The organism is Mycobacterium sp. NGS63, from assembly GCF_059812295.1.
Genome location: NZ_JCALCJ010000010.1, coordinates 45177 through 69939, shown reverse-complemented (window position 1 = coordinate 69939; position 24763 = coordinate 45177). Strand labels below are relative to the sequence as shown.

The 24763-nt window shown below is 70.6% G+C and carries 22 protein-coding genes; 6 read left to right on the top strand and 16 right to left on the bottom strand.

Features of this window, described 5'->3' with window-relative positions; genetic code table 11:
• Positions 1-29: 29 nt before the first annotated feature.
• From AC5Y4Z_RS22775 to AC5Y4Z_RS22750, 6 genes are all read right to left on the bottom strand, one after another.
• Positions 30-815: a crotonase/enoyl-CoA hydratase family protein gene (locus AC5Y4Z_RS22775; protein ID WP_499967178.1), complete on the bottom strand. Its 786-nt coding sequence runs from the start codon at positions 813-815 to the stop codon at positions 30-32.
• Positions 816-896: 81 nt separating this feature from the next.
• Positions 897-2306 (bottom strand): WS/DGAT/MGAT family O-acyltransferase, encoded by a 1410-nt coding sequence (locus AC5Y4Z_RS22770; protein ID WP_499967177.1) that lies wholly within the window; start codon positions 2304-2306, stop codon positions 897-899.
• Between the two features lie 44 nt (positions 2307-2350).
• Positions 2351-3556, bottom strand: a complete 1206-nt coding sequence (locus tag AC5Y4Z_RS22765; protein WP_499967176.1) for an alpha/beta hydrolase fold domain-containing protein — start codon at positions 3554-3556, stop codon at positions 2351-2353.
• A gap of 91 nt (positions 3557-3647) precedes the next feature.
• Positions 3648-4172, bottom strand: coding sequence for a hypothetical protein (locus AC5Y4Z_RS22760; RefSeq protein WP_499967175.1), 525 nt, complete (start codon positions 4170-4172; stop codon positions 3648-3650).
• Between the two features lies 1 nt (position 4173).
• Entirely contained in the window at positions 4174-5391 is a 1218-nt protein-coding gene (locus tag AC5Y4Z_RS22755; protein ID WP_499967174.1) for a molybdopterin-dependent oxidoreductase, read from the bottom strand.
• Between the two features lie 7 nt (positions 5392-5398).
• Positions 5399-6046: a class I SAM-dependent methyltransferase gene (locus tag AC5Y4Z_RS22750; RefSeq protein WP_499967308.1), complete on the bottom strand. Its 648-nt coding sequence runs from the start codon at positions 6044-6046 to the stop codon at positions 5399-5401.
• 148 nt (positions 6047-6194) lie between these two features.
• On the opposite strand from AC5Y4Z_RS22750, the gene AC5Y4Z_RS22745 reads away from it, so the two are divergent.
• Positions 6195-7103, top strand: a complete 909-nt coding sequence (locus AC5Y4Z_RS22745; RefSeq protein ID WP_499967173.1) for an alpha/beta hydrolase — start codon at positions 6195-6197, stop codon at positions 7101-7103.
• On the opposite strand, the gene AC5Y4Z_RS22740 is transcribed toward AC5Y4Z_RS22745, so the two are convergent.
• Genes AC5Y4Z_RS22740 through AC5Y4Z_RS22730 form a run of 3 tightly spaced genes read right to left on the bottom strand, consistent with a single transcriptional unit; the run spans position 7088 to position 10586 of the window.
• Positions 7088-8392: an amidohydrolase family protein gene (locus AC5Y4Z_RS22740; protein WP_499967172.1), complete on the bottom strand. Its 1305-nt coding sequence runs from the start codon at positions 8390-8392 to the stop codon at positions 7088-7090. The two genes, AC5Y4Z_RS22745 and AC5Y4Z_RS22740, sit on opposite strands and share 16 nt — an antisense overlap.
• Positions 8386-9567 (bottom strand): CoA transferase, encoded by a 1182-nt coding sequence (locus AC5Y4Z_RS22735; RefSeq protein ID WP_499967171.1) that lies wholly within the window; start codon positions 9565-9567, stop codon positions 8386-8388. Before AC5Y4Z_RS22735 ends, AC5Y4Z_RS22740 begins: the two co-directional genes overlap by 7 nt.
• An 11-nt stretch (positions 9568-9578) precedes the next feature.
• A complete protein-coding gene (locus AC5Y4Z_RS22730; protein ID WP_499967170.1) occupies positions 9579-10586 on the bottom strand; it encodes a MaoC family dehydratase in 1008 nt (335 codons plus the stop codon).
• An 18-nt stretch (positions 10587-10604) separates the two neighbouring features.
• On the opposite strand from AC5Y4Z_RS22730, the gene AC5Y4Z_RS22725 reads away from it, so the two are divergent.
• Both AC5Y4Z_RS22725 and AC5Y4Z_RS22720 read left to right on the top strand, forming a co-directional pair.
• Positions 10605-11747 carry an acyl-CoA dehydrogenase family protein gene (locus AC5Y4Z_RS22725; protein ID WP_499967169.1) on the top strand — a complete coding sequence of 381 codons (1143 nt, stop codon included), beginning with the start codon at positions 10605-10607 and terminating at the stop codon, positions 11745-11747.
• A 78-nt stretch (positions 11748-11825) separates the two neighbouring features.
• A complete protein-coding gene (locus tag AC5Y4Z_RS22720) occupies positions 11826-12251 on the top strand; it encodes a CD225/dispanin family protein (protein WP_499967168.1) in 426 nt (141 codons plus the stop codon).
• On the opposite strand, the gene AC5Y4Z_RS22715 is transcribed toward AC5Y4Z_RS22720, so the two are convergent.
• The 7 genes from AC5Y4Z_RS22715 to AC5Y4Z_RS22685 all read right to left on the bottom strand — a co-directional run bounded on the left by AC5Y4Z_RS22715 (position 12245) and on the right by AC5Y4Z_RS22685 (position 20139).
• Complete coding sequence (locus tag AC5Y4Z_RS22715; protein ID WP_499967307.1) at positions 12245-13204, bottom strand: enoyl-CoA hydratase/isomerase family protein; 960 nt, start codon at positions 13202-13204, stop codon at positions 12245-12247. The genes AC5Y4Z_RS22720 and AC5Y4Z_RS22715 overlap by 7 nt on opposite strands.
• Before the next feature lie 2 nt (positions 13205-13206).
• Positions 13207-14754, bottom strand: a complete 1548-nt coding sequence (gene fadD4 / locus AC5Y4Z_RS22710; protein ID WP_499967167.1) for a fatty-acid--CoA ligase FadD4 — start codon at positions 14752-14754, stop codon at positions 13207-13209.
• A gap of 49 nt (positions 14755-14803) precedes the next feature.
• Positions 14804-15067 (bottom strand): type II toxin-antitoxin system RelE family toxin, encoded by a 264-nt coding sequence (locus AC5Y4Z_RS22705; protein WP_499967166.1) that lies wholly within the window; start codon positions 15065-15067, stop codon positions 14804-14806.
• Positions 15064-15327 (bottom strand): type II toxin-antitoxin system Phd/YefM family antitoxin, encoded by a 264-nt coding sequence (locus tag AC5Y4Z_RS22700; protein ID WP_499967165.1) that lies wholly within the window; start codon positions 15325-15327, stop codon positions 15064-15066. Before AC5Y4Z_RS22700 ends, AC5Y4Z_RS22705 begins: the two co-directional genes overlap by 4 nt.
• A gap of 209 nt (positions 15328-15536) precedes the next feature.
• A complete protein-coding gene (locus tag AC5Y4Z_RS22695; RefSeq protein ID WP_499967164.1) occupies positions 15537-17366 on the bottom strand; it encodes a phosphoenolpyruvate carboxykinase (GTP) in 1830 nt (609 codons plus the stop codon).
• Positions 17367-17575: 209 nt separating this feature from the next.
• Positions 17576-19111, bottom strand: coding sequence for a hypothetical protein (locus AC5Y4Z_RS22690; RefSeq protein WP_499967163.1), 1536 nt, complete (start codon positions 19109-19111; stop codon positions 17576-17578).
• Complete coding sequence (locus AC5Y4Z_RS22685; RefSeq protein ID WP_499967162.1) at positions 19108-20139, bottom strand: hypothetical protein; 1032 nt, start codon at positions 20137-20139, stop codon at positions 19108-19110. The genes AC5Y4Z_RS22690 and AC5Y4Z_RS22685 overlap by 4 nt, the downstream gene beginning before the upstream one ends.
• 141 nt (positions 20140-20280) lie before the next feature.
• Between AC5Y4Z_RS22685 and trmB the strand changes: the two genes are divergently transcribed.
• From trmB to mmpL3, 3 genes are read left to right on the top strand one after another with little or no spacing between them, the layout of a single operon-like run.
• Positions 20281-21096, top strand: coding sequence for a tRNA (guanosine(46)-N7)-methyltransferase TrmB (trmB, locus tag AC5Y4Z_RS22680; RefSeq protein ID WP_499967161.1), 816 nt, complete (start codon positions 20281-20283; stop codon positions 21094-21096).
• Positions 21093-21818, top strand: a complete 726-nt coding sequence (locus AC5Y4Z_RS22675) for an NYN domain-containing protein (RefSeq protein ID WP_499967160.1) — start codon at positions 21093-21095, stop codon at positions 21816-21818. Before trmB ends, AC5Y4Z_RS22675 begins: the two co-directional genes overlap by 4 nt.
• 49 nt (positions 21819-21867) lie before the next feature.
• The gene (mmpL3, locus tag AC5Y4Z_RS22670; RefSeq protein WP_499967159.1) at positions 21868-24762 is read left to right on the top strand and encodes a trehalose monomycolate exporter MmpL3; all 2895 of its coding nucleotides are present in this window, start codon (positions 21868-21870) and stop codon (positions 24760-24762) included.
• The last annotated feature ends 1 nt before the right edge of the window (position 24763 follow it).

Sequence of the window (24763 nt, the reverse complement as noted above, 5' to 3'; positions counted from 1 at the left end):
TTACAAATCTCGTCCGTAGTGTAACCCGCTCAGGTGCCGGTCCAGCGCGCCGGCCGCTTCTCGGCGAACGCGATCGCGCCCTCCTTGGCGTCGTTGGACGAGAACACCGGCATCAGGATCTTGCCCTGCTCGGCGAACATCGTGTCGGGGCTCCAGCTGCGGGATTCCACGATGATGCGTTTGGTGGCGGCGACGGCCAGCGGCCCGTTGGCGGTGATCTTCTCCGCCAGCTCGATCGCGGCGTCCAGCGCGCCGCCGGGTTCGGCGAGCACGTTGACCATGCCCAGGGCGTGCGCCCGCTCGGCGCTGAAGTTCTCGCCCGTCAGCGCCAGCTCCATGGCGATGGCGGGCGGGATGCGCTCGGGCAGCCGCAGCAGTCCCCCGCCGCCGGCCACCAGGCCGCGCTTGACCTCGGGGATGCCGAAGGCCGAGTCCTTCGACGCCACGATGAGGTCGGTGGCCAGCGCCAGCTCCGTCCCGCCGGCCAGGGCGAAGCCTTCGACCGCCGCGATCAGCGGCTTGGCCGGCGGCCGCTCGGTGAAGCCCATGCCGCGGCCCTCGACGATGGGAACCTCGCCGCGGGCGAACGCCTTGAGGTCCATGCCCGCGCAGAACGAGCCGCCCGCGCCGGTCAGGATGCCCACCGACAGGCCCGGGTCGCCGTCGAGCCGGTCCATCGCGTCGGCCAGCCCCTGGGCCACCGCGGCGTTGACCGCGTTCTTGGCCTTCGGCCGGTTGATGGTGATGATCAGAATGCGGTCCCGTTGCTCGACGAGAACTTCGGGTTCGTTGGCGTCTTCGCTCCCATTGCTCATAGGACCAGATGGTAACGGCCGACCAGAATGGCATTAGCACCAGCCGAGAGTGCCGTTACCGTAATTGCCCGCCGCGACCGGTCAGGCCGGCGCCATGGCGGTCTCGACGACGGTCAGGTCCTCGGAAAGCCCTGCGGCCCTGCGTATTTCGATGAAATCGGAGACCATCGCCTCGGTCACCTCGTGCGGGTCCTTGAGGGTGGCGCCGTCGGACAGCACCGAGATGTTGAGCTGGTCGACGTAGCTCCACACGGTGATGTTGAGGCCGCTGCCCGCGGTCAGGGGCCCCACCGAGTAGATCTCGGTGACCAGCGCCCCGCCCACCCGGCCGCGCTCGCGGGGGCCGGGCACGTTGGAGATGTTCAGGTTCAGGATCTTGTTGTGCCCGTCGCGGCCGGACGCCCAGCGGAAGAAGGCCTCCGTTCCCGCGGGTGGCATGTAGGCCGCCCATCGGCTGACCAGCTCCGGGCCCATCAGCTGGTTGCTCTCCTTGGCGGCGATCGCGTTCTCGTGGCAGCACCGCACGCGTTCCAGCGGGTCGTCGGAGTCGGTGGGCAGACCCACCAGCACCCCGGTGAAGCGGTTGCCGGAGATTCGTTCGGGGGAGAAGTCGAAACTCATCGGCACCGACGCCAGCAGCGGTTCGGCCTGGCCGTCGTAGCGCAGCAGCAGCGTGCGCAGGGCGCCGCTCGACATGGCCAGCACCATGTCGTTGATGGTCGCCCCGAGCCGCTTGCCGGTCTCCTTGACGTCGGCCAGCGCCAGCGTGGCGGTGGCGAACCTGCGCTCCGGGGTGATCATGTGGTTCATGAAGGTGGGCGGCGGCGTGAACGGCCGGGTCAGCTCCGGGGAGAGCTTGCGCGCGCTGCGGCGCACCCGGCCCAGCCCCTGCGCGGTGTAGCGGATCGTGCCGGGAATGCGCCCGATGTGGCGCAGGTGGTCGGCGAAGGCCGAGCCCATCAGCTGCCGGCGGGTGGGCGCGGGGTCGCACAGGTAGGGGGCGTCCTCGGGCCCGGCCTGCAGGTCCATGCCGCGGGCCATCAGGTTGGCCGAGGCGACGCCGTCGGCCAGCGCGTGGTGGATCTTGGCGACCACCGCGATCCGGTGATTGGCCAGGCCCTCGATGAAGTACATCTCCCAGAGCGGGCGTGCGCGGTCCAGCGGGGTGCTGGCGATCCGCCCGATCGCCTCGTCCAGTTCGCGCCGGCCGCCGGGCGCGGGCAGCCGCCACGGGCGGATGTGGTACTCGAGGTCGAGGTCGCAGTGTTCGCGCCACATCGGGTGGTGGAACTTGAACGGGATCTCGACGAGCTGATAGCAGAACGGCTCGAGCTTGTTCAGCCGGCCGCCGATCACCTGGCGGAACGCGTCGATGCCGAAGTCGCGCCGGTCCTCCGCCAGTTCGATGACGGCGGCCTTGATGGTGTGCATGTGCACGTTGGGGGCCTCGCTGTACAGCAGTACCGCGTCCCAGCCGCTAAGCCTTTTCACCGCTGCGCCTTACCCATAGAGGGACCATACTCAGCGGCGCGAGCTCAGATAACCTCTTTCGCGCCGATCTGCGATTTGGTCCGGTAGACCTGGTTGAGGAACAGCGACGCGGCGTGCGCGGCCGCGCCGGCGCGCTCGCCGTCGACCAGGTCGTAGCCGTGCCCCGCGCCGGGCAGCTCCAGGTAGCCGACCGTCGAATGCGACACGGCCCGCAACCGGTCGACGAAGCCGCGCGCCTGCTCGACCGGGATGACGCTGTCCTTGCTGCCGTGAATCACCAAGAACGGCGGCGCATTCCGGTGCACCCGCGCGATCGGGGACGCGTCGCGGAAGACCTGGGGGTGACGGGCGATCGATTTCTTGACCACCACCCGCTCCAGGAAGTCGACGAACCGGGCGCGCTCGGGCGTGGAACGGTCCTCCCAGTCGTAGCGGCCGTAGATGCCGACCACCGCATCCACCGACGTGTCGGCGCCCTCGGGCAGCTCGGCGCGGTGCGCCGGGTCGTCGGGGGTCAACCCGGCCAGCGCGGACAGGTGCCCGCCGGCCGAACAGCCCGCCACCGCAACGAAATTGCGGTCGCCGCCGAACTTGTCGACGTTGGCGCGGGCCCACGCGATGGCGGTCTTGACGTCGGTGATGTGGCGCGGCCAGCGGTGGTGCGGCGCGACGCGGTAGTCGATCGCCAGGCACACCCAGCCCTGCTCGGCCAGCCGGGACATCAGCGCGGATCCCTGCCCCATGCAGCGGCCGTGCACCCAGGCGCCGCCCGGGACGAAAATGAGCACCGGCGCCGGTTGCGCGGGCAGGTCCTTGCGCCGCCAGACATCGAGCACCTGCGCGGGGTTGTCGCCGTAGTGCACGCCGCGGCGGTAGAGGTAGCGGCGCTGGCGCAGCGCATCCCAGATCGGCGGGGTCCGTTCGGCGACGGGCCAGTCGGCGTCGAGGTCGGCCGCGGACACGACGCCGCGCAGCGCGGCGAGGGAGGCCTCCCGGGTTCCTTCCCGATCCTGGCGGCGGGTGTCGTTGACGCCGGGGGTCAGCCAGTCCTTGGTCATCGCGGACAGGGCCACCGGCGCGTGCCGCGCACCCCAGACGCCCATCGCGGTCAGCGCGCCGAGCGGCTCGAGGCTCTTTCCGAAGACCGGTAGCGAAGCGCCGACCTCGCTCAGGGCCAGCATGTAGTCGGCGGGGCCGGCCCGCAGCAACCATCTCACGCACGGCGTCATGCGGGGTCGCCTCGCAGTCATGTACGGGACTGTACCCCCGGAGGGATGGGCAAAACTGACGATTGCGTTAGTGGCGATCGGCTTCGTAGCAGGTGTTCGGAAGCGTGGTTTGCTATGTCTCGCCTATTTCGTGATTGGGCGGCTTTGGCCGTTTGCCTTGCGGCTGACGCGCGGCGTGGCGATGGGCCACGGCGAGTCGCGCGGCGTAGCAGATAGCGCTCACCGCGAACATCGCCGCGGCGAGCAGCAGCCACCTGCCCAGAAACGGCTGCTGGGTCTGCCCGGTGGCGGCCTGGTACGTCGGGGCGCCCTGCCGGATGATGCCCGGCAGAAAGAGCAACAGCGTCAGCCCGGCCCCGAGGGCGGGCACCCGAATGTGGTTGCGGGCGCTCACTTTTAGCCGGGACAGCATCCGGTCGGCCAGCGCGTAGAGCGGGAAGAGCACCAGGTCGTGGGCGATCACCGCGGCGGCCAACCAGACGGCGATCGACTGCCACCAGGTGCCGAAGTTCCACAGCGTCGCCGGCCCGAAGGTGGCCAGCAGGTAGCCCAACAGCGCGAAACCAGACAGCATCGTCAGCAGGTGCAGCGGGCGCGAGCCGTAGATCGCCGCGAAACGCGTTGAGAACGACGGCATCTCAGCTGGCCTCGAATTCGATGGACGACACCCATTTGGTGTTGTGCACGCCGGGTAGTGCCGGGACGATGATGCGAGCCGGGTACCCGTGATCCAGCGGCAGGTCGGCGCCGTTGACCCGCAGCGCCAACAACGCGTCGGGGTCGTGAATCTGGTTGGCCTGCAGCGTCGCCGCGCCGAACGCCCCGCCCCGCTGCAGCGACGCCACCCGCGCCACCCGCGGCGCCGGCACCCCCGCCAGCCGGGCCAGCTCGGCCAACCGGACCCCGCTCCAGCTCTGCACGGTCGACCACCCCTCGACGCACGCGATCGGCAGCCGCGCGCCGGCCTGCGGCAGACCGGCCAGCGCCGCGCGGTCCAACACCACCTCCGTCGGCCCGCCGCGCAGGGTCAAACGCCAACTCGCGCCGACTGTTTCGGGTGCGATGCCCGCGGCGGCGGCGGTCTTGTTGACCGGGAAGTCGCCCCGGCCCCTGCCCCGGGGTAGCAGCAGGGCGGCTTCGCGCGCCGCGCCGCCGAGCGTCTGACCCACGGTCAGCGCGGCGACGAGCAGCACGCCCGAACCGACCAGCGCCAGCGCGCCGCGCCGGCTCATGGTCGGCTCGGCCGGATCGGCGGCCACCAGGCCGTCGGGATCGGGCGGCTGCGGACGGGTGTCGGTCCGGTTGGTGCGCAACACTTCTCGCAACGGCAGCGACCGCAGCCCGGCGACCATGCGCGGAAGCTTGAGCGCGATGTGCATCAAGAAGCCGGCGATGAACACCCAGGCCCCGAAGTAGTGGGCGGTGTAGAAGCTGAACCCGAAGACGTAGTCGTACTGGATGTTCAGCACCCCGGTGACGATTTCGAAGAGCACCCCACCGACCAGCGCCAGCAACGACAATCGCTCCAGCAACTGGGCGACCGAGCGGGCCGGGGGAAACACGAACAGCCGCGGGATCACCGACCACAGCTTGGCCAGCACCACCGGCACGATCACCAGGTCCAGGCCCACGTGCACGCCTTGGGTCAGCCGGTATAACCACGACGGGCGGACCGGCCAGGTGAAGGCGGGCAGGCGCAACCAGCCGACGTCGGCGGGGATGGCCTGGCCGAGTTGCGGTCCGTAGGCGATGTAGGACAGCAGCCCGGTGAGGGCCACGATCGGCAGCGCGGCCAGCAACACCAGCGCGAACACCGACGTCAGCCAGGGGCCGCGCAGGGGGCTGCGAAATTTCATCGGCGGCTCACAAGGCCGCGAGGCTCGCAATCACCCGGCCGCAGATCAGCCACACGCCGGTCAGCGTCAGGCCCACCTGCGCGGCCAGCGCCGCGGCGCTGTCCACCCCAACCGACGCCCAGCGGAACCAGGGCCCCACGTCGCCGGCGGTCTCCAGCCGTACCCAGCGGGCGTGCACGCCGATGACCTCCGTGTCGAACTCGGCGATGCAGCGCCCCCCGCTGACCAGCAGCTCGGCGGCGCGCCCCAGGATCCGCCGGGGGTCGCCGCCCAGGCCGACGTTGCCGTCGACCAGCAGAACCGTCTGCCAGAGGCCGGTGCCGGGCAGCGGCTCGAACACGTCGCCCAGCAGCGCCGGCGCACCGCCGCGGCCCGCCAGGCGGATGGCCGTCGCCGACCGGTCGATGCCGAGCGCGGGTATCCCCCGCCGGGTCAGCCTGGCGACCAACCGTCCTGGCCCACAGCCGAGCTCGATCGTCGGTCCGGTGCACATCCCGGTGACGGCGTCGTCGAAGGCATCGTCGGAAGCGTCGCGTGGGTCGGGACATCGATCGCCCAGCCACCGGTGGGCCGGCAGGGGCCGAAGCTCGCCGTCGTCGTGGCGGACCCAACATCTCTCGCCTTTCAGCGCCCGATCGTAGAGATGCCCCAGCATGTCACGCCTCTCGCATCGGTCGGGGATGTTGGCCCGCACGCTGATGTCCACGGGATTGACCAGCATTTCGATCAACCCGATCGATACCCCGATCGGCGATCGGCTAACCCCGCCCGGGCCCGGGCCGCACCGGATGGATACTGGCCCGATGCCGAACGACACCGTCCACCCCGACCTGCGCCGCACCGCCCGCCTCGCCCCGCGGCATTTGATCGGGCCCCGGAGCCTGCCGGTGCTGCGGGCCCTCAGCGCGGTCGGCGAGAAGCGCAACCGCGACCGCGACGCACCCGGCGTCGAGGTGATCACCCTGGAGTCGGGGGCCGGCGTGCGGCTGTTCCGGCCCGCCGGCGTGGCCGAGCCCGGCCCCGCGCTGGTGTGGATTCACGGCGGCGGCTACGTGATGGGCACCGCCCGCCAGGACGACCGGCTGTGCCGCCGGTTCAGCTCGAGGCTGGGAGTGACGGTCGCGTCGGTGGAATACCGCCTGGCGCCCGAACATCCGTATCCCGTGCCGCTGGAGGACTGCTACTCGGTGCTCACCTGGCTGACCGGTTTGCCCGCGGTGGATCGTGACCGGGTGGCGATCGGCGGCGCCAGCGCCGGCGGCGGCCTGGCGGCGGCGCTGGCGCTGCTGGCCCGGGACCGCGGCGAGGTCAGCCCGGTGTTCCAGGTGCTGGCGTACCCGATGCTGGACGACCGTAGCTCGGCCGCCGCCGCCGACCCGAACCACCGGTTGTGGAGCACCCGCAGCAACCGGTTCGGGTGGGCGGCCTACCTCGGCGGCGCCGACCCGCGGGTCGCCGTTCCGGGCCGCCGCGACGACCTGGGCGGGCTGCCGCCGGCCTGGATCGGTGTCGGGACGCACGACCTGTTCCACGACGAGGACCTGGCCTACGCCCGGCGGCTGACCGAGGCCGGGGTGCCGTGCCAGGTGGAGGTGATTCCGGGCGCCTTTCACGGCTTCGACGCGGTGGCCCCCAAAGCCCGAGTGTCACAGGGGTTTTTCGACAGCCAATGCGACGGCTTGCGCGCCGCGCTGGGTCACATCGCGAAGTAGACGAGCTCGCCGCCGATGACGGTGGCCGCCACCATGCCGGCGTCCAGCTCGGCCAGCGCCGTCGCCGGTGGCTCCGTCAGCACGCAGAGGTCCCCCGGCTGCCCGATTGCGACGGTCCGCGGGCGCGCCGGGTCATCCGGCCATCCCAAAAACATCGTCAAAGCCTTTGCCGCCGAGACGCATTCGCGCTTGCCGAGGACGGCGCCGCTGGGCGTGGTGCGGTAGACCGCGGCGCGCATCGCCGTCCACGGGTCGCCGTGGCCGAACGGCATGTCGGTGGACAGCGCCACCGGCACCGCCGCGTCCAGCAGCGAGGCGACCCGCCACAGCTCGCCGTGCTCCGCGGCGGGGACGTCGGCGAGGTACTGGTCGCCGCGCTCGGCGACGAAGTTGGGCTGGGTCACCACCGTGGCCCCGAGCTCGGCGAGGTCGCCGACGTTGTCGTCGGGCACCACGGCGGCGTGTTCGATGCGGTCCCGCGGGTGGCTGCCGGCCGCGCGCAGGGCCGCGATGGTCACCACGAGCTGGGCCGCGGTCACGCAGTGCACCGCGACCGGGCGGCCGTCGCCGTGCTGGCCGGCGATCCAGGCCGTCAGGGCGTCCAGGTCGAGGCGGTCGTCGTGCAGGATCTTCTTGCCCGGCGCCAAAAAGCTTGGCCGCGGCCGGAACTCGCCGCGGCGGTGGGCCACCATGAGCGACACCATGTCGTCGGCGCCGAGATCGGGGGTGGCGTCGGTGACGCCGGTGACGCCGGTCGCGGTGATGCAGCGGCCGAGTTCGGCCAGGTCGGTCTCGCGCTGCTGCAGGGCGTCCGACCAGCCGCGGTCGGCGCTGCGCAGCCGCCCGTCGGGGTGCTCGGCCAGGCCGACGCGGCCCAGCGCCTCGGAGTTGAGCATCCACAACGCACCGCTGCGGTGCTGGATGCGCACCGGGACGTTGCGCACGACGGCGTCGAGGGCGGTGCGGTCCAGCTCCCCGGCCACCGACTCGTGATAGCCGACGGCGCGGATCCACCCGTCGGGCCCCGGGGTGGCGTTCGAGAGTAGTTGGGCCAGTTGGTCTTTGGTGGTGACGCCGGGCGGGCCGACGAAGAACGAGTTCAGCGCCGACGCCGCCGAACGCAGGTGCACGTGGTGGTCGTGCAGCCCCGGCAGCACCGCCCCGCCGCCGGCGTAGAGCACACCCTCCCCGGGCCTGGCCACCAGATCGTCACCCACCTCCTCGATCTGGGCGCCGACCCGGATGTCCACCGTCCGGCCGTCCAACAGGGCGGCGCGGTGAATCAGCACGGCAGGCAACTCCTTTCGGAGACCAGCCGGCGCACCGCGTCGTTGTCGGCGCCCAGGCCGGGGGCCGGCCGCGAGGGCGACGGCGCCCGCGGCGGCCTCGCCGCGATGCCCGAGACCGGCGCCACCGTCGGCAGCGCCGCGTAGCTCGCGGCGACGGCCGCCATCGACAGGTGGATCAGTTCGCCGCCGCCGCGCCCGAGCGAGCCGGCCACGGCCAGGGCCGCCTCCAGCCCCGTCAGCGGGTCGGCGATGGCGTCGCCGCAGAACACCGGCCCCGTACCGACAAGCCCGCCGGCCACGGCGGCGTCGTCCCCGAACGCCGGCCTGGGGTCGTCGTGGCCGGTGATTTGCAGCCAGACCCGGCCCGCCCGGGGCGCGATGTCGCGCGGTCCCAGGCCGCGCCGCGGTAGCGCGGCGGGGCGCGACCCCTCGATCACGACGTCGGCGACCGCGAGCAGCTCGCGCACCGCGCCGGCCCGTTCGTCGAAATCCACGCAGTAGGAAAGCTTTTGCCCGTTGATCCAGTCGACGAAGGCGGGGTCGCCGCCCCGGGTGCCGTCCGGCCGGCGTGGGCTTTCGACCTTGACGACCCGGGCCCCGGCGCGGGCCAAAAGCTGCCCGCACAGCGGCCCGGCCCACATCGATGACAGGTCGGCCACCAGCAGGCCGGCCGGCTCGCGCGCGGACGCGGTCGGGCCGAGCCGGTCGATCCGCGGCGGGCGGGGCGCGGCCTCGCCGAGGCCCGCCGCCGGGATGTCCAGCAGGACCGCGCGCTCGACGATCGCGGGCACCGAACGCGTTGCCGCCCACCGCTGCAGCGCCGGCCAGGGGTCGGCGGGGACGTCGTCGGCCTCCAGCAGCGCGGGGACGGCGGCGACGTCGTCGGGGCGCGAGAGCGTGATCGCGCACCAGCTGTCGGAGGCCGCCAGCAACCGGGTGGCGCCGCCGGCCGACACCCGGCCGCCCCGCGCCAGGGCGAGCAACCCGGCCCGCCCGGCCAGCAGCTCGGCCGCGTCGACGGCGATGCCCAGCGCGCGCCCGGCGGCCGCGGCCACCTCGTCGGCGCGGGCCAGCACGTTGGCGCGGGAGAAGTCGGGCGGGCCGTCGGGCGGCCCGGTCAGATACGCCAGCCCGCTGCTACCCCACTTCGACACGGCCGAGCTCACGCCCACCATTGTGCGCGTGGCTAGAACTGCAGCGCGCTGAACCGCCAGTCCAGCACCGGCCGGTCGGGCTGGCCATCGAATTCGCCGGCCGCGTAGACCACCGACCGCAGCCCCAGCACGCCCCCGCGGTCGCTCGCCCGGGCCGTCTCCACGTGCAACTCGCTGTACACGGTGTCGCCCTCGTGCACCGGGCCGGTGTGATCGCAGGACTCCCACCCCAGCACCGTCACCAGGTTCGGCAACAGCCGGCTGGCCTGCGCGAGCGCCAGCCCGATGGTGTGGCCGCCGTAGACGAGCCGGCGCCCGCTGACGCGCGAATCATGGTGCACCGCAGCGATGTTCAGCGTGAGCCGCGCGAGCTCGGGTGCGCTGGTGACCACGTCCCCGGTGCTGCGCAGCACCGCGCCGGCCAGGCCTGGGTCGAAATGCGGCCCCGGCACCTTGTTTCGGAACGCGTCGGCGTCCCAGTGCTCGGTGGGATCGTGGGCCGGGCCGGGCACGTCGGCGCCGATCGCCGACAGGTCGTCGCCGGGCGCCCCGTCGGGATCCCAGTCCGGGCCGGCCGGCAGCATGGCGCACCGGTAGAAGTCGAGCACCAACCGGTCGGCCTGGTCGATGGTGATCATCCGCAGCGCCGCCAGTCCCGTCGGCGCCCGCCCCGGCTTGGGCGAATTCGCCCGCAGCCCAACCACTTCGGTGCGGGTGTACAGGGAGTCGCCGATGACCGGGAAGCGGTGAAACGTCAGGCCGCGGTAGAACAGGTTGGCCCTGACCCGCTGGGTGGCCAGCGTCGACTGCCCGATCGCCACGTCGCACACCAGGGCGGGATGGGCCAGCGGACCCGGCGCCCCGGTCACCGCGGCACACAGGTCGGCGTCCAGGGACAGCCGCAGCCGATCGCCCACGATGGCCTGGTGCCCGGCGGCCATTCCGGCCGACAGCGTCATCGCCGGTGCCCAGTCGAAGACCTGCCCGGTCGACAGGTCGTCGAAGTAAGGGCCGCCCTCGCGTACGCGCGCAAAAGTCACGGGGCCAATATGGCACACGTGAACGAAGAAGAAGACATGCTGATCGCCACGGTGCGGGCCTTCATCGACCGCGACGTCAAGCCCGCCGTGCGCGAGATCGAGCACGCCAACGCCTACCCCGAGGCGTGGATCGACCAGATGAAGCGGATCGGCATCTACGGGCTGGCCGTTCCCGAGGAGTACGGCGGGTCGCCGGTGTCGATGCCCTGCTACGTGCGCGTCACCGAGGAGTTGGCCCGCGGCTGGATGAGCCTGGCGGGCGCCATGGGCGGGCACACCGTGGTGGCCAAGCTGCTGGCACTGTTCGGCACCGAGGAGCAGAAGCGGGCCTACCTGCCGTCGATGGCCACGGGCGAGGTGCGCGCGACGATGGCGCTGACGGAGCCCGGCGGCGGTTCGGACCTGCAGAGCATGACGACGACCGCCGCACCAGACGGCGACAGTTTGGTGATCAACGGTTCCAAGACGTGGATTTCCAACGCGCGCCGCTCGGGATTGATTGCGCTGCTGTGCAAGACGGACCCCAACGCCACGCCGCGGCACAAGGGCATCTCGATCGTGCTCGTCGAACACGGCCCGGGGCTGACGGTCTCGCGGGACCTGCCCAAGCTGGGCTACAAGGGCGTCGAGTCCTGCGAGCTGTCCTTCGACGACTTCCGCGTCCCGGCGTCGGCCGTGCTGGGCGGCCGGGTGGGCGAAGGCTTCGCGCAGATGATGAAGGGCCTCGAGACGGGCCGCATCCAGGTGGCCGCGCGGGCGCTGGGGGTGGCGACGGCGGCGCTCGAGGACGCGTTGACCTACGCCCGGCAGCGGGAGAGCTTCGGGAAGCCGATCTGGAAACATCAGTCCGTCGGTAACTACCTGGCCGACATGGCGACCAAGCTCACCGCCGCGCGTCAGCTCACCCGGTATGCCGCCGAGCGCTACGACAGCGGCGAGCGCTGCGACATGGAGGCCGGGATGGCCAAGCTGTTCGCCTCCGAGACCGCGATGGAGATCGCGCTGAACGCCGTGCGCATCCATGGCGGCTACGGCTACTCCACCGAGTACGACGTCGAACGCTACTTCCGCGACGCGCCGCTGATGATCGTCGGCGAGGGCACAAACGAGATCCAGCGCAACGTGATCGCCGAGCAGCTGGTCGCCCGGGGCGGCGTGTAGCCGCGAATAGCCCGCCCGGCGCCGGTGTCCTGCTGTATATTTGCCGGACCCCATGGGAACCACGGAAGGGCGGTGGCCATGAGTTATCCCCCAGGGCCGTACGAGGGTTCCCCCGAATGGCAACAACCCCAGCCACCGGCCTGGCAGCAACCGCCGCCCGGCTACCCGCCCCCGCAGCCGGGTTATCCGGCCCCGCAGCCGGGTTGGCCGCCGCCCGACGAGCCGGACAACTACCTCGTCTGGGCGATCCTGGTCACGGTCCTGTGCTGCCTGCCGTTCGGGATCGTCTCGATCGTCTACTCCACGAAGGTCTCCGGGCTGTGGGTCCAAGGGCGCTACGGCGAGGCGCAGGCCGCGGCCGACAACGCCAAGAAATGGGCCATCATCGGCGCGGTCGTCGGCGTGGCCGCCTATGTCATCGGCGTCATCCTGTGGTTCGCGATGTTCGCGGCGATCGTCTCGAGCATCCCGTCCACGACGAGCACCACGTTCTCGGGCTACTGAGTATCCGGTTGGGCGCCAACGTAAGTCGCGTCCACCAGCCCCCACGCCCGCGCGGTGTCGGCGCCGATCGTGCGCCCGGACAGCACCAGGTACGCGGTGCGCCACCGCCCGATCCGGCGGGTGACGCTCACGGTGCCGCCGGCGCCGGGGATCAGCCCGAGGCCCAGCTCCGGTAGTCCGAACACCGAATCCTCGTGTGCCACAACCCATCCGCAGAACGCCGCCATCTCGAGCCCGCTGCCCAGCACCCTGCCGTGCACCTCGGCGCGGCACGACCTTCCAAGCCTTGACGTCAGCGCGTCGAGCGCCAGGGCGGGGCTGTGGCGGGTGCGGGCGAGGTGCGCGCTCGCCGGGTCGGCGAAGGTGCCGAACTCCGCGAGGTCGCCGCCGCTGCAGAACGACGGGCCGTTGCCGCTCAACACGATCGCAGTCACCGACGGGTCCAGCTGCGCGACGGCCAACGCCTCGAGTAGCGCGGCCCGCGCATCGGTGGAGAACGCGTTGTGCCGTTGCGGGCGGTTGAATTCGATGCGCAGCGTGTCGCCGTCGCGCCGGGCCAGCACCGGGTCGGCGATCTCCGGCACGCGCGCCGGGCCGCGTTCGGCCAGCCAGCGCGCAAACTCCGGGCCGGCCTGCAACGTCGAGTAGGCCAGGGACTCGGTCACCACCCCCGCCGGCGTCGGGCCGTCGGGATCGACCGACCGCAGCACGTCGTCGCACACGGTGCTGGCGTGCGGCCAGCGCTCACAGCGCCGCACCAGCTCGGCCAGGGCCTCGGGGACCGAGTCCACCGTGATCGCCCGGCGGTCGCCGGTGGATTCTTCGGTGATCGTGAAAGTTGCGTGCTGCAGCCAGTATTCGGGCGCTCCGGCAACCGGGCCCGCCGCGATCACCACGCCGGTCGGCGTAGTCTCGCCCGCCGGGGGCGGCTCCGTCAGGTCGACGACGCGCAGGGTCACCCGGAATACTTCTTCACCAGCTCGCCCTTGTAGAGCTTGCCGGTGTCGGTGCGCGGCAGCTGCGCCTCGAAGGAGATCGACCGCGGACACTTGTAGTGCGACAGGCGATCCCGCAGCCACACCAGCATCTCGTCGGCGAACTCGTCCGTCGCGTCGGCCGGGTCGACGGTCTGCACGACGGCCTTGACGCTCTGGCCCATTTCGTCGTCGGGGATGCCGAACACGGCCGCGTCCAGCACCTTCGGGTGGGTGACGAGCAGGTTCTCGGCTTCCTGCGGGTAAATGTTCACCCCGCCGGAGATGATCATGTGGTGGCGGCGGTCGGTGAGGTAGAGGTAGCCCTCCTCGTCGAGGTAGCCGACGTCGCCGACGGTCGCCCAGCCGTGCGTGTCGCGCGAGGAGGCCGTCTTGTCCGGGTCGTTGAGGTACTCGAACGCGTTGCCGCCCTCGAAGTAGATCTCGCCGGGTTGGCCCGGGGGCAGTTCGTTGCCGTTCTCGTCGAGGATGTGCACCACGCACGCCATCGGCTTGCCGACCGAACCCGGGTGGGCCAACCACTCCTCGGCGCTGATCAGCGTCGACCCGTGCGCCTCGGAGGAGGCGTAGTACTCGTCGACGATCGGTCCCCACCACTCGATCATCTGCTGCTTGATCTCCACCGGGCAGGGCGCCGCCGCGTGCATCACCCGCTGCAGCGACGACACGTCGTACGAATTGCGCACGGCCGCAGGCAATTTCAGCATGCGGGTGAAGTGGGCCGGGACGAACTGGGCGTGGGTGACCCGGTAGCGCTGGATGGCGTCCAGGCAGCCCTCGGCGTCGAACTTCTCCAGCACCACCGTGGTGATCCCGCCCGCCTGTGTGGTCATCGACCACACCGACGGCGCGGTGTGATACAACGGGGCCGGGCTCAGGTAGATCGCCTCGGGGTTCATCCAGAACTGCACCAGCGCCGACATCATGCCCGGCGCGTCGGCCGGCGGGACGTGCGGCAGTTCGCGCTTGATGCCCTTGGGCCGCCCGGTGGTACCCGACGAATACTGCAGCAGGTCGCCCTCGACCTCGTCGGCGATCGGCGTATCGGGTTGATCGGCAACGCATTCCGGGTAGCGCGCCCAGCCGTCGAGATCGTCGTCGGCGATCAGCAACAGGTCGGGCAGGCCGCCGGGCTGGGGGCACCTCCCGCTTGCGGGGGAGTGCTCGCCCAGGTTCTCGCACGTCTTGCGCAGCGCCGCCGAGCCGATGATCGCCTTGGCGGCGCTGTTGTCGACGATGTAGGCGGCCTCCGCCGCGGTCAGATGGGTGTTGATCGGCACGAAGTACAGGCCGCTGCGCCGCGCCGCCCACATCACCGCGTGGATGTGCTCGTTGTTCTCCATGAGGATCGCGATGGCGTCGCCCTCGACCAGGCCGGCCCGCCGGAAGTAGTGCGCCAGCCGGTTGGCGCGCGCTTCCATGTCGCCGAAGGTGACCACCGTCCCCGACGGGTGGAGTATGACGACGGGTTTGTCGGGGTGAGCGACGGCGTGCTCGCGAATCTGCATGCGCAGAACTCTACGATGTGCGAAGTTGACGGGTGTCAAGGTGTCGGGGTTAAGGGTCGCGGTACACCTCGCGCCGATGTGCTACGCGGATGACAAGAATGGTTAGGATGTCGTCTTCAATTTCGTACAGAATGCGGTAATCGCCCGCGCGCACTCGCCAGCGATTGCGATAACCGACCAGTTTTGTCGCCTTCGGTGGCCGAGGGATGTCGGCGAGCAGAGTGACGACACCTTCGATGCGAAGACGGTCCCGCTTCTCAATCGCGTCGATGGCCCGTTGAACACGGCAGGTCTTACGGACCTGACAAGTCACGCGATGCCGAGATCGTGCTTGACCAGTTCCCAGGGAATCGTGTCGCGGTCTTCGGCCTCGTCGTGTTCGGCCAGCGCCCGGTAATCGTCTGCGTCGTCGAGATCGTCGAGTAGCTTCTCGAATGCGTCGTAGCCCATCAGCACGGCGATCGGTTGACCGTGTCGCGTGAGCTTGACGGCCTTGCCGTGCGCGGCGAGGTTGTCGACCACCGCCGCCAACTGCTCTCGCAGTTCAGATACCGGAATGCTGCCCGAAGCCATGGCGAGATTGTACAACCCCGTACAAAATGGGCGGTGCACCGACGGCCATGAAATGGCCTACAAAGAGCTGGCGCTCCCCGTGTTGGGGCAGACGTTCAGGTTTGGGTGTGAATCCTGGGCTTTGGGTGTGAATCCTGGGCGGCGAAATCGCCGAACGGCCGCCACCAGCTCACAATCAAAGCCGTGAGTTCACACCCAAAAGCGTGGCGCTAGTCGGCCTCGGCCAGGCGCTGCTTGAGCGCCTCGAACTCGTCGCGCACGCCGGTGGGCAGCTTCTCGCCGATGAACTCGAACCACTCCTCGATCAACGGCAGCTCTTCGCGCCACTCGGCGGCGTTGACCGCCAGCGCCCGGTTGACGTCCTCGGCCTCGACGTCGAGGCCGTCCAGGTCCAGATCCCCCGCGGTAGGCACGACGCCGATCGGGGTGTCCTGGCCGCCGGCCTGGTGCTCGATGCGGTCGACGATCCACTTCAGCACCCGGCTGTTCTCGCCGAAGCCCGGCCACAGGAACTCGCCCTTGTCGCCGCGGCGGAACCAGTTGACGAAGAACACCTTCGGCATCTTGGACTCGTCGGAGTTCTTGCCCAGGTCGAGCCAGTGCTGGAAGTAGTCACCGACGTGGTAGCCCAGGAACGGCAGCATGGCCATCGGGTCGCGGCGCACGGTGCCGACTTTGCCCTCGGCGGCGGCGGTCTGCTCGCTGCCCATGGTGGCGCCCATGAACACGCCGTGCTGCCAGTCGCGGGCCTCGGTCACCAGCGGCACCGTCGTCTTGCGGCGCGCGCCGAACAGGATCCCCGAGATCGGCACGCCCTGCGGGTCGTCCCACTCCGGCGCCAGGATCGGGCACTGCGACATCGGGGTGCAGTACCGCGAGTTCGGGTGCGCCGCTTTGGTGTCCGTCTCGCGCAGGATCCAGTCGTTGCCCTTCCAGTCGATCAGGTGGTCGGGCTCGCCCTCCAGGCCTTCCCACCACACGTCGTTGTCGTCGGTGAGCGCCACGTTGGTGAACACGGTGTTGCCCGCCTCGATGGTGCGCATCGCGTTGGGGTTGGACTTCCAGTTGGTGCCCGGCGCGACCCCGAAGAAACCGAACTCGGGGTTGACCGCGTACAGCCGGCCGTCCTTGCCGAACCGCATCCAGGCGATGTCGTCGCCCAGGGTCTCGGCGCGCCAGCCGGGGATGGTCGGCTGCAGCATGGCCAGGTTGGTCTTGCCGCACGCCGACGGGAACGCGGCGGCGAAGTAGTACGCCTTGTTCTCCGGGGAGATCAGCTTGAGGATCAGCATGTGCTCGGCCAGCCAGCCCTCGTCGTGGGCCATCGCCGAGGCGATGCGCAGCGAGTAGCACTTCTTGCCCAACAGCGCGTTGCCGCCGTAGCCCGAGCCGTAGCTCATGATCTCCCGGGTCTCCGGGAAGTGCGTGATGTATTTGGTGTCGTTGCACGGCCACGGCACGTCAGCCTGGCCGTCCTCGAGCGGCGCCCCCACCGAGTGCAGCGCCTTGACGAAGAATCCGTCGGTGCCCATCTTGTCCAGCGCGGCCTTGCCCATCCGGGTCATGGTGCGCATGGAGACGACGACGTAGGCGGAGTCGGTGATCTCCACGCCCAGCTTCGGGTCCTCGGCGCCCAGCGGGCCCATGCAGAACGGCACCACGTACATCGTGCGGCCGCGCATGCAGCCGCGGTAGAGGTCGTTCAGGGTGGATCGCATCTCGGCGGGGTCCATCCAGTTGTTGGTGGGGCCGGCGTCGATCTCGCGCTCGGAGCAGATGAAGGTCCGCGACTCGACCCGCGCCACGTCGGACGGGTCGGACAACGCCAGGTAGGAATTGGGGTGCTTTTTCTCGTTCAGCTTGGTGAACGTGCCCGCCTCGACCAGTTGCGTGCACAGCCGCTCGAATTCCTCGTCGGAACCGTCAGCGAAGACCACCCGGTCCGGCTGGGTGAGCTCGGCGACCTCCTCCACCCATGACAACAGCCCCTGGTGTTTCGTCGGCGCGGTGTCCAGACCCGGAACGGTCGCTGAAGTCATCGAACTCTCCTGGTTTCTTCTGCCTGCTAACTCGGCTCGTGGTTGCGGTGTTGCCTTTACGTGACTGCCTTGGTGTCTTGCTATGGCTGCGCCCACACAACTGTTTACATGGTGGCGTTAACTACAGGTTATCGTGATCGCCTTGTCGGGGAGGTCTCGGGCGGGTATAAGCCTTCTCACAACAACGATTCAGAAGCCCGCGCCGAGCGTCAGTCGGCATCGCCATCCGCGCTCCTTGAAGCCGGTTTTTCCGTTTCGTCCCCGCCCGCGTCCTCGGCAGAGTCGTCGGGTGGAGGTATACCCGGTTCTCCCAGTTCTGCACGCACCGCATCCAGCGCCGCCTGCACCGTCGGCATCTCCCGGTCCCGCGCCGCCGCGGCCCGTGCCGCGGCGATCGCGTGCTCGCGAAGTTCGCTGTCGATGGCGGAGACCTGATCGGACACCTGGGTGTTCTCGGCCTCGTCCCGGGCGATCAGCGCGGTGCTGAGCACCGACTCGGCGACCAGCACCCGGGTGGCCACCAGCTCCTCCACCGCCGAGCGCAGCGACGAGGTCACCTCGCCGGCCCACCGGTCCAGCAACGCGCGGTCGTGCAGCAGGCCGCGGATGTGGACGACCACGAACGTGACGGCCAGCCCGATCGCCACGCATCCCACGGCCCCGACGATCGCCAGCGCGGGGCTCAGCCGGGAGGTCAGCCCGCCGACCAGCCGGCTGAGCGTCAGGGCCACGCCGAGCCCGAACCCGGCGCCCAGCAACAGCATCAGCCAGGTTTCGTGCCGCCGGGATTTCAGCGGCGGCGGCGGGACCTCGACCGTGGGCAGCTGCTCCGCGTCGGGCAGCGCCACCGGCACCCCCAGCACCTGCGCGACGTCGGCGAGGTGGGTGGCGGTTCCCTCGCTCACCTCGGTCACCACCTCGTCGACCCGGGCGCGGGCATGCTCCTCGAAGCCGGCCATCTTCCGCCGCGACAGTCCGGCGGCGTCCTCTTGCAGCTCGCTGCGCACCGACGAACACCGGTTGCGCGCGAAGTAGGACAGCTGGACCCGGGCCTGCTGGATCTGGCCGCGCAGCGTGATCGTCCGCTCGGTTTTGGCCTGGCGCCGCTGCCGCAGGGCCGCGCTGCGCTCCTCGCGCAGTGCGTCGACCCGCGCCCGCCGGCCGGCGCCCTCGGCGTCACGGTCGAACCGCTGTGCGACGTTCTTCAAACGGGATTCCCACGCGCGCAACCGATTTCGCCGCGGAATGCCGGGATCGTCGAGTTGCGTCGCGACGGTCTGCACCAGGTCGTCGATGTCCGGCGCGCCGAGGTCGGGCCGGGCCGCCGCACCGACCCAGGCCACCCGGCCGTAGCGCGGCGCGTGCGCGGCCAGGGTTTCGCGGTTGGCGGTGAGGACCTCGCGCCAGTTGCGGTGCACGTCGATCTTGGACACCACCCCGACCACCACGTCGGTGTGGTCGGCGGCGGCGTCCAGCAGCGCACAGTCCGATCCGGTCAGCTCCGCGGCCGCCGACACCACGAACACCACCGCCATCGGCCCGTCGCCCGGTCCCAGGTCCGTGGACTCGACGAACTTGTGCTGCGGCACCCGTTCGCGCAGCGCCGCGACCACCGCGGTGACGCCGGCCAGCCACGGACCGGTCACCAACACCACGTCGCGGCGGTTGACGGCGGGCGCGTCCAGCCGCGGCCCGATCGCGGCGACCAGCGCGTCCACCTCGACGACCGGATCCTCGGCGCTCATCGAGCCCCTCCCGGTGCCTGGGCCTGCGACCACAGCCGCAGCGATCCCCGGGTGATGTCCGCGGCGCCGGCGCGGTGCAGCGCGCTGACCGGGCCCGAACCGTAGCGCCGCCAGCGCCGCGCGCGGGGAAGGTGCGCGGCCGGATCGTCGTCGCCGACGGGCTCGAGCCCCGCGGCCTCGGCGAGGTCGACGGCGGCCGCCATGCGGGCGACCACGGTGTCGTCGCGGGCCAGGAAGTCGCCGATGGTTTCGTCGTGCGAGACCGCCAGGGCCTCCAGTTCCGCGACGGCCCGCAGCACCCGGCGGTAGCGCGCCTCCGCGCCGACGACCGCGATCCTGTCCAGGACGGCGTCCACCCCGCTGATCCGGCGCAGCAGCGCGCGGACCTGCGCGGGCGTCGCGCCGCGCCGCAGCGCGGCGACGCACAGGGCGGCGCCGAACACGTCCAGGCTGTCCAGCAGGCGCAGCCGCGCGTCGGTGGGCACCGGAAGGCCGGCGGCCAGGAAGCCGGCGAACGAGCCGTCGAGGCAGGTGGCGCCGCCCGGATCGGCAACGATGGCGCGCAGCGCCGCCCAATGCCCCGCGTCCAGGCCGTCGTGCGCGGCGACCGCGAGCAATCCGCTCATCGGCTCGACGGGCGCCCGCAGGCGCGCGGCGAACTCCGCGCGGCGCGTGTGCGCGGAGTTCAGCATGGCCAGGTCCGCCTTGTTCAGCACCGCCAGGACGGGACGCCCGGCCGCGCGGATCGCCTCGACGTCCGCGGCATCTTCGGGCTTGACGACCTCGGTGAGGACGTAAACGACCACGTCGACCGCCCCGGCGTCATCGCACACCGAGACCCCCGGCGCGTGGCCCAGGGCGCGCGCGACGGTGGCGCGGCCCACGCCGCGGCGTCCGCGGACGGCCAGCCGCAACGGCGCGCCCGCCCGCTCGGCGACCGCGGTCACCCGCGGGTCGGCGCGGTCGGCGGCAAAGCGCGCCAGCTCGTCGACGAAAATGCCTGGCCTCCTGCCGTCGCTGTCGGTCACCGTCCGGTCCGCCCGCCGGAGGCGAAACCTATCGAATGGTGGCATCTGCGTCACCGAGATGCGAGCCACCGTTCGCCCGCTATCAGTCCAAGGCAACTGTTGGGTATCAATCTGGACCTGGGGCGGCTACATCGGCGATTCATGCGCCACGATGGACAAATGCATGCGCTACCCGGGGTCGGGACGTGTCCCGACGCGCCGGCGGAGGGGGACCACGACACGGGCCTGGACACTGGAGGGGCCATGGTCCCCGCCCCCGAACCGCGCCACCTGCCCGCCTCGAGCTTCCGCTCGCGGCGGTCCGCGTTGTCGGGCGCGCAGCGCGAGACCTGGGAGCGACTGTGGCCCGAGCTGGGTCTCACCGTCGGGCCCGACGAACGACCGCAGCAACTGGACACCCGCGCGTGGTTCGGTCGTGAGGCACCCGTCGTGCTCGAAATTGGTTGCGGCAGCGGCACATCCACGCTGGCAATGGCCAAGGACGAGCCTCACGTCGACGTCATCGCGGTGGAGATCTACCGGCGCGGCCTGGCGCAGCTGCTCAGCGCGATCGAGCGCGAGGGGGTCGGCAACATCCGGTTGATCCGGGGGAACGCCATCGACGTGCTGGACCTGATCGCGCCGGGCTCACTCACCGGCGTCCGCGTCTTCTTTCCCGATCCCTGGCCCAAGGCCCGTCACCACAAGCGCCGCTTCCTGCAACCGGGCACGATTGGTCTGATCGCCGACCGGCTACTCCCCGGTGGTGTCCTGCACGCGGCGACGGACCATCCCGGTTACGCCGAGCACATCGGCGAGGTCGGCATGGGCGAACCGCGGCTGCACCGGGTCGACCCGGATAGCCGACTGCCGATCTCCGTCGCGCGCCCCACCACCAAGTACGAGTCCAAGGCCCGCGACGCGGGCAGTGTTGTGAACGAATTCATCTGGCAAAAGCTGGAAAAGGCAAAAGGATGAGCCTGACGGAAGAAGCCGCGACATCAGAAGCAGCACCCATGCACGCGCCAGCTTCGCCGGCGGTGCTGTCGGCCGAAGGCCTGAGTAGCTTTGCGCCACCGGCCGGACGCGTCTTGCTCGTCTGGGACGCCCCCAACCTGGACATGGGACTCGGCTCCATCCTGGGCCGCCGCCCCACCGCCCTGGAACGCCCGCGGTTCGACGCCCTGGGCCGCTGGCTGCTGGCCCGCACCGCGGAGGTCAGCTCCGCCCGCCCGGGCGTCGTGATCGAGCCCGAGGCCACCGTCTTCACCAACATCGCCCCGGGCAGCGCCGACGTCGTCCGGCCGTGGGTGGACGCATTGCGCAACGTGGGTTTCGCGGTGTTCGCCAAGCCGAAGATCGACGAGGACAGCGACGTCGACCGCGACATGCTCGCCCACATCGCGCAGCGGCACCGGGAGGGGCTCGCGGCGCTGGTGGTGGCTTCGGCCGACGGCCAGGCCTTCCGCCAACCGCTGGAGGAAATCGCACGCTCCGGGGTGTCCGTGCAAGTGATCGGATTTCGCGAACATGCGAGTTGGGCGCTAGCGTCGGATACCTTGGACTTCGTCGACCTGGAAGACATCGCGGGTGTGTTCCGGGAGCCATTGCCGCGGATCGGCCTGGATTCGCTGCCTGACCAGGGGGCATGGCTGCAGCCGTTCCGGCCGCTGTCCGCCTTGTTGACCACGCGTGTGTGAGACTGGGAAACCAATCCGCGGGTCGCTACTGATCCAGTAAGGAGCTTACGTGTTCGCCTGGTGGGGTCGAACCGTGTACCGCTACCGGTACATCGTGATCGGGGTCATGGTGGCCCTGTGCCTCGGGGGCGGCATCTTCGGGATGAGCCTGGGTAAGCACGTCACGCAGAGCGGTTACTACGACGCAGGCAGCCAGTCGGTCAAGGCCTCGGTGTTGGGCGACCAGACCTACGGCCGCGACCGCACCAGCCACATCGTCGCCACCTTCACTCCCCCCGACGGAACGACGGTCGACGACCCGGCGTGGCATCAGAAGATCGTCGACGAGCTCAACAAGTTCAAGAACGACCACCCCGACCAGGTCGTCGGCTGGGCCGGCTGGCTGGCGGTGTCCAATCCCGCCGACGCGCCCCCGCTGATCAAGGGGATGGCGACCGAGGACAAGAAGCACACGTTCGTGTCCATCCCGCTCAAGGGAGACGACGACGACACCATCCTCAACAACTACAAGGACGTCGAACCCGACCTGCAAAAGCTCAACGGCGGCAAGGTCGAATTGGCGGGCCTCGAGCCTATCGCCAACGCGTTGACCGGCACGATCGCCACCGACCAGCGCCGCATGGAGGTGCTGGCGCTGCCGGCGGTGACCGTGGTGCTGTTCCTGGTGTTCGGGGGGGCGATCGCGGCGGGTCTGCCGGCCATCGTGGGCGGACTGAGCATCGCGGGCGCGCTGGGCATCCTGCGGTTCGCCGCGATGTTCGGGCCGGTGCACTTTTTCGCCCAGCCGGTGGTCTCGCTGATCGGTCTCGGTATCGCCATCGACTATGGGCTTTTCGTGGTGAGCCGGTTCCGGGAGGAGATCGCCGAGGGCTACGACACCGAGGCCGCGGTGCGACGCACGGTCATGACGGCCGGGCGCACCGTCACCTTCTCGGCGGTGCTGATCATCGCCTCCAGCGCCAGCCTGCTGGTGTTGCCGCAGGGCTTCGTGAAGTCGTTGACCTACGCGATCTTCGCCGCGGTGGGACTCGCGGCGCTGCTGTCGATCACCCTGCTGCCGGCCTGCCTGGGCATCCTCGGCCGCCACGTCGACGCCCTCGGGGTGCGCACCGCGTTCCGTGTGCCCTTCCTGCGCAACTGGAAGTACTCGCGCGCCTACCTCAACTGGCTCGCCGACCGGCTGCAGAAGACCAAGACCCGCGAAGAGGTCGAGGCCGGCTTCTGGGGCAAGCTGGTCAACTTCGTGATGAAGCGCCCGCTGGCCTTCGCCATCCCGATCGCCGTCGGCATGATCCTGCTGGTCATCCCCCTGGGCAACCTGTCGTTCGGCGGCATGAGCGAGAAATACCTGCCGCCGGACAATTCGGTGCGCCTGGCGCAGGAGCACTTCGACAAGCTGTTCCCCGGCTACCGCACCGAGCAGCTGACGGTCGTGATCCAGAGCGACAACCACACCAAGGTCACCGATCAGCAGGTCGCCGACATCCGCAACAGGCTCGCGCCGATCACGGGGTTCACCGACAAGACCTGGCAGGAGCGGGCGTGCCCGACCATCGCCGGCAACCCCTGCGTCAACGGCCCGAACGGGACGACGCAGCCCAAGGACGACTCGGTGCGGGTGATCCAGAACGGGTTGTCCAACCGCAATGACGCCGCCAAAAAGATCGACGAACTGCGGGCGATAAACCCGCCGAAGGGACTCAAGCTCCTGGTCGGCGGCACGCCCGCCCTAGAGCAGGACAGCATCCACAGCCTGTTCGACCAGGCGCCGCTGATGCTGGTGTTGCTGCTCGGCGCCACGACGGTGCTGATGTTCCTGGCCTTCGGCTCGTTCGTCCTGCCGATCAAGGCCGTGGTGATGAGCGCACTGACGCTCGGGTCCACGCTGGGGATCCTGACGTGGATTTTCGTCGACGGGCACTTCGCGACCCTGCTGAACTTCACCCCGACACCGTTGATGGTGGTCCTCATCGCGCTGGTGGTCGCGGTCGGTTTCGGCCTGGCCACCGACTACGAGGTGTTCCTGGTGTCCCGCATGGTCGAGGCCCGCGAGCGCGGCATGTCCACCGCGGAGGCCATCCGGATCGGCACCGCGACCACCGGGCGCCTGATCACGGCCGCCGCGCTGGTGCTCGCCGTGGTCGCCGCGTCGTTCGTGTTCTCCGACCTGGTGCTGATGAAGTACCTCGCGTTCGGCTTGATGGCGGCGCTGCTGCTGGACGCGACCGTGGTCCGCATGTTCCTGGTGCCCTCGGTGATGAAGCTGCTCGGCGACGACTGCTGGTGGGCCCCGCGCTGGGCCCGGCGCCTGCAGAACAAGCTCGGGCTGGGCGAGATCGACCTGCCCGACGAGCGCAAGCGGCCCAACCTCAACGGGCGGCCCGCCCGGCCCCCGGTCTCGGCGGCCAGCCTGGTGGCCGCGCCGTCGCGCGCGCCGCACGACCCCACCCACCCCGGCGCGCTGGAACCGCCGCGGCCCGCGCGGCCGGCCGGCCCACCGGAGCCCAGGCCCGCGCGGGAACCGGCCGCCGGCGCGCCCTCCGGCGCCAGCACCGCACGCCTGCAGGCCGCGCCGCGCCAGCCGACGGAAGCCACCACTTCGCGACTCGCGACGCCGGGCAACGCGCCGCCCGCCGACGCGCGCGGGACGGGCCCGGCCCAGCCCGCGCCGCGACCTCCGGCGCCCCCGACCCCGTCCAGTGGCCAGACCCGGGCCATCCCGGTTCCCGGCAACGACCCGGCCGACCCGACCGCGGCGCTTCCGGTCATGCGGTCCGACGCCGGGGACTCCGAGGCGGCCTCCCAGCAGCTCAACGCGCGCGGTCAAGGCGATAACGGCGACGGTGGCGAGAACGGCGACAACCCGCGTCAGCGCCGCCGTGGCGGCGGGGGCGGCGGGGCCGTCAGCGCGCAGGATCTGCTGCGCCGCGAGGGACGGCTGTAGC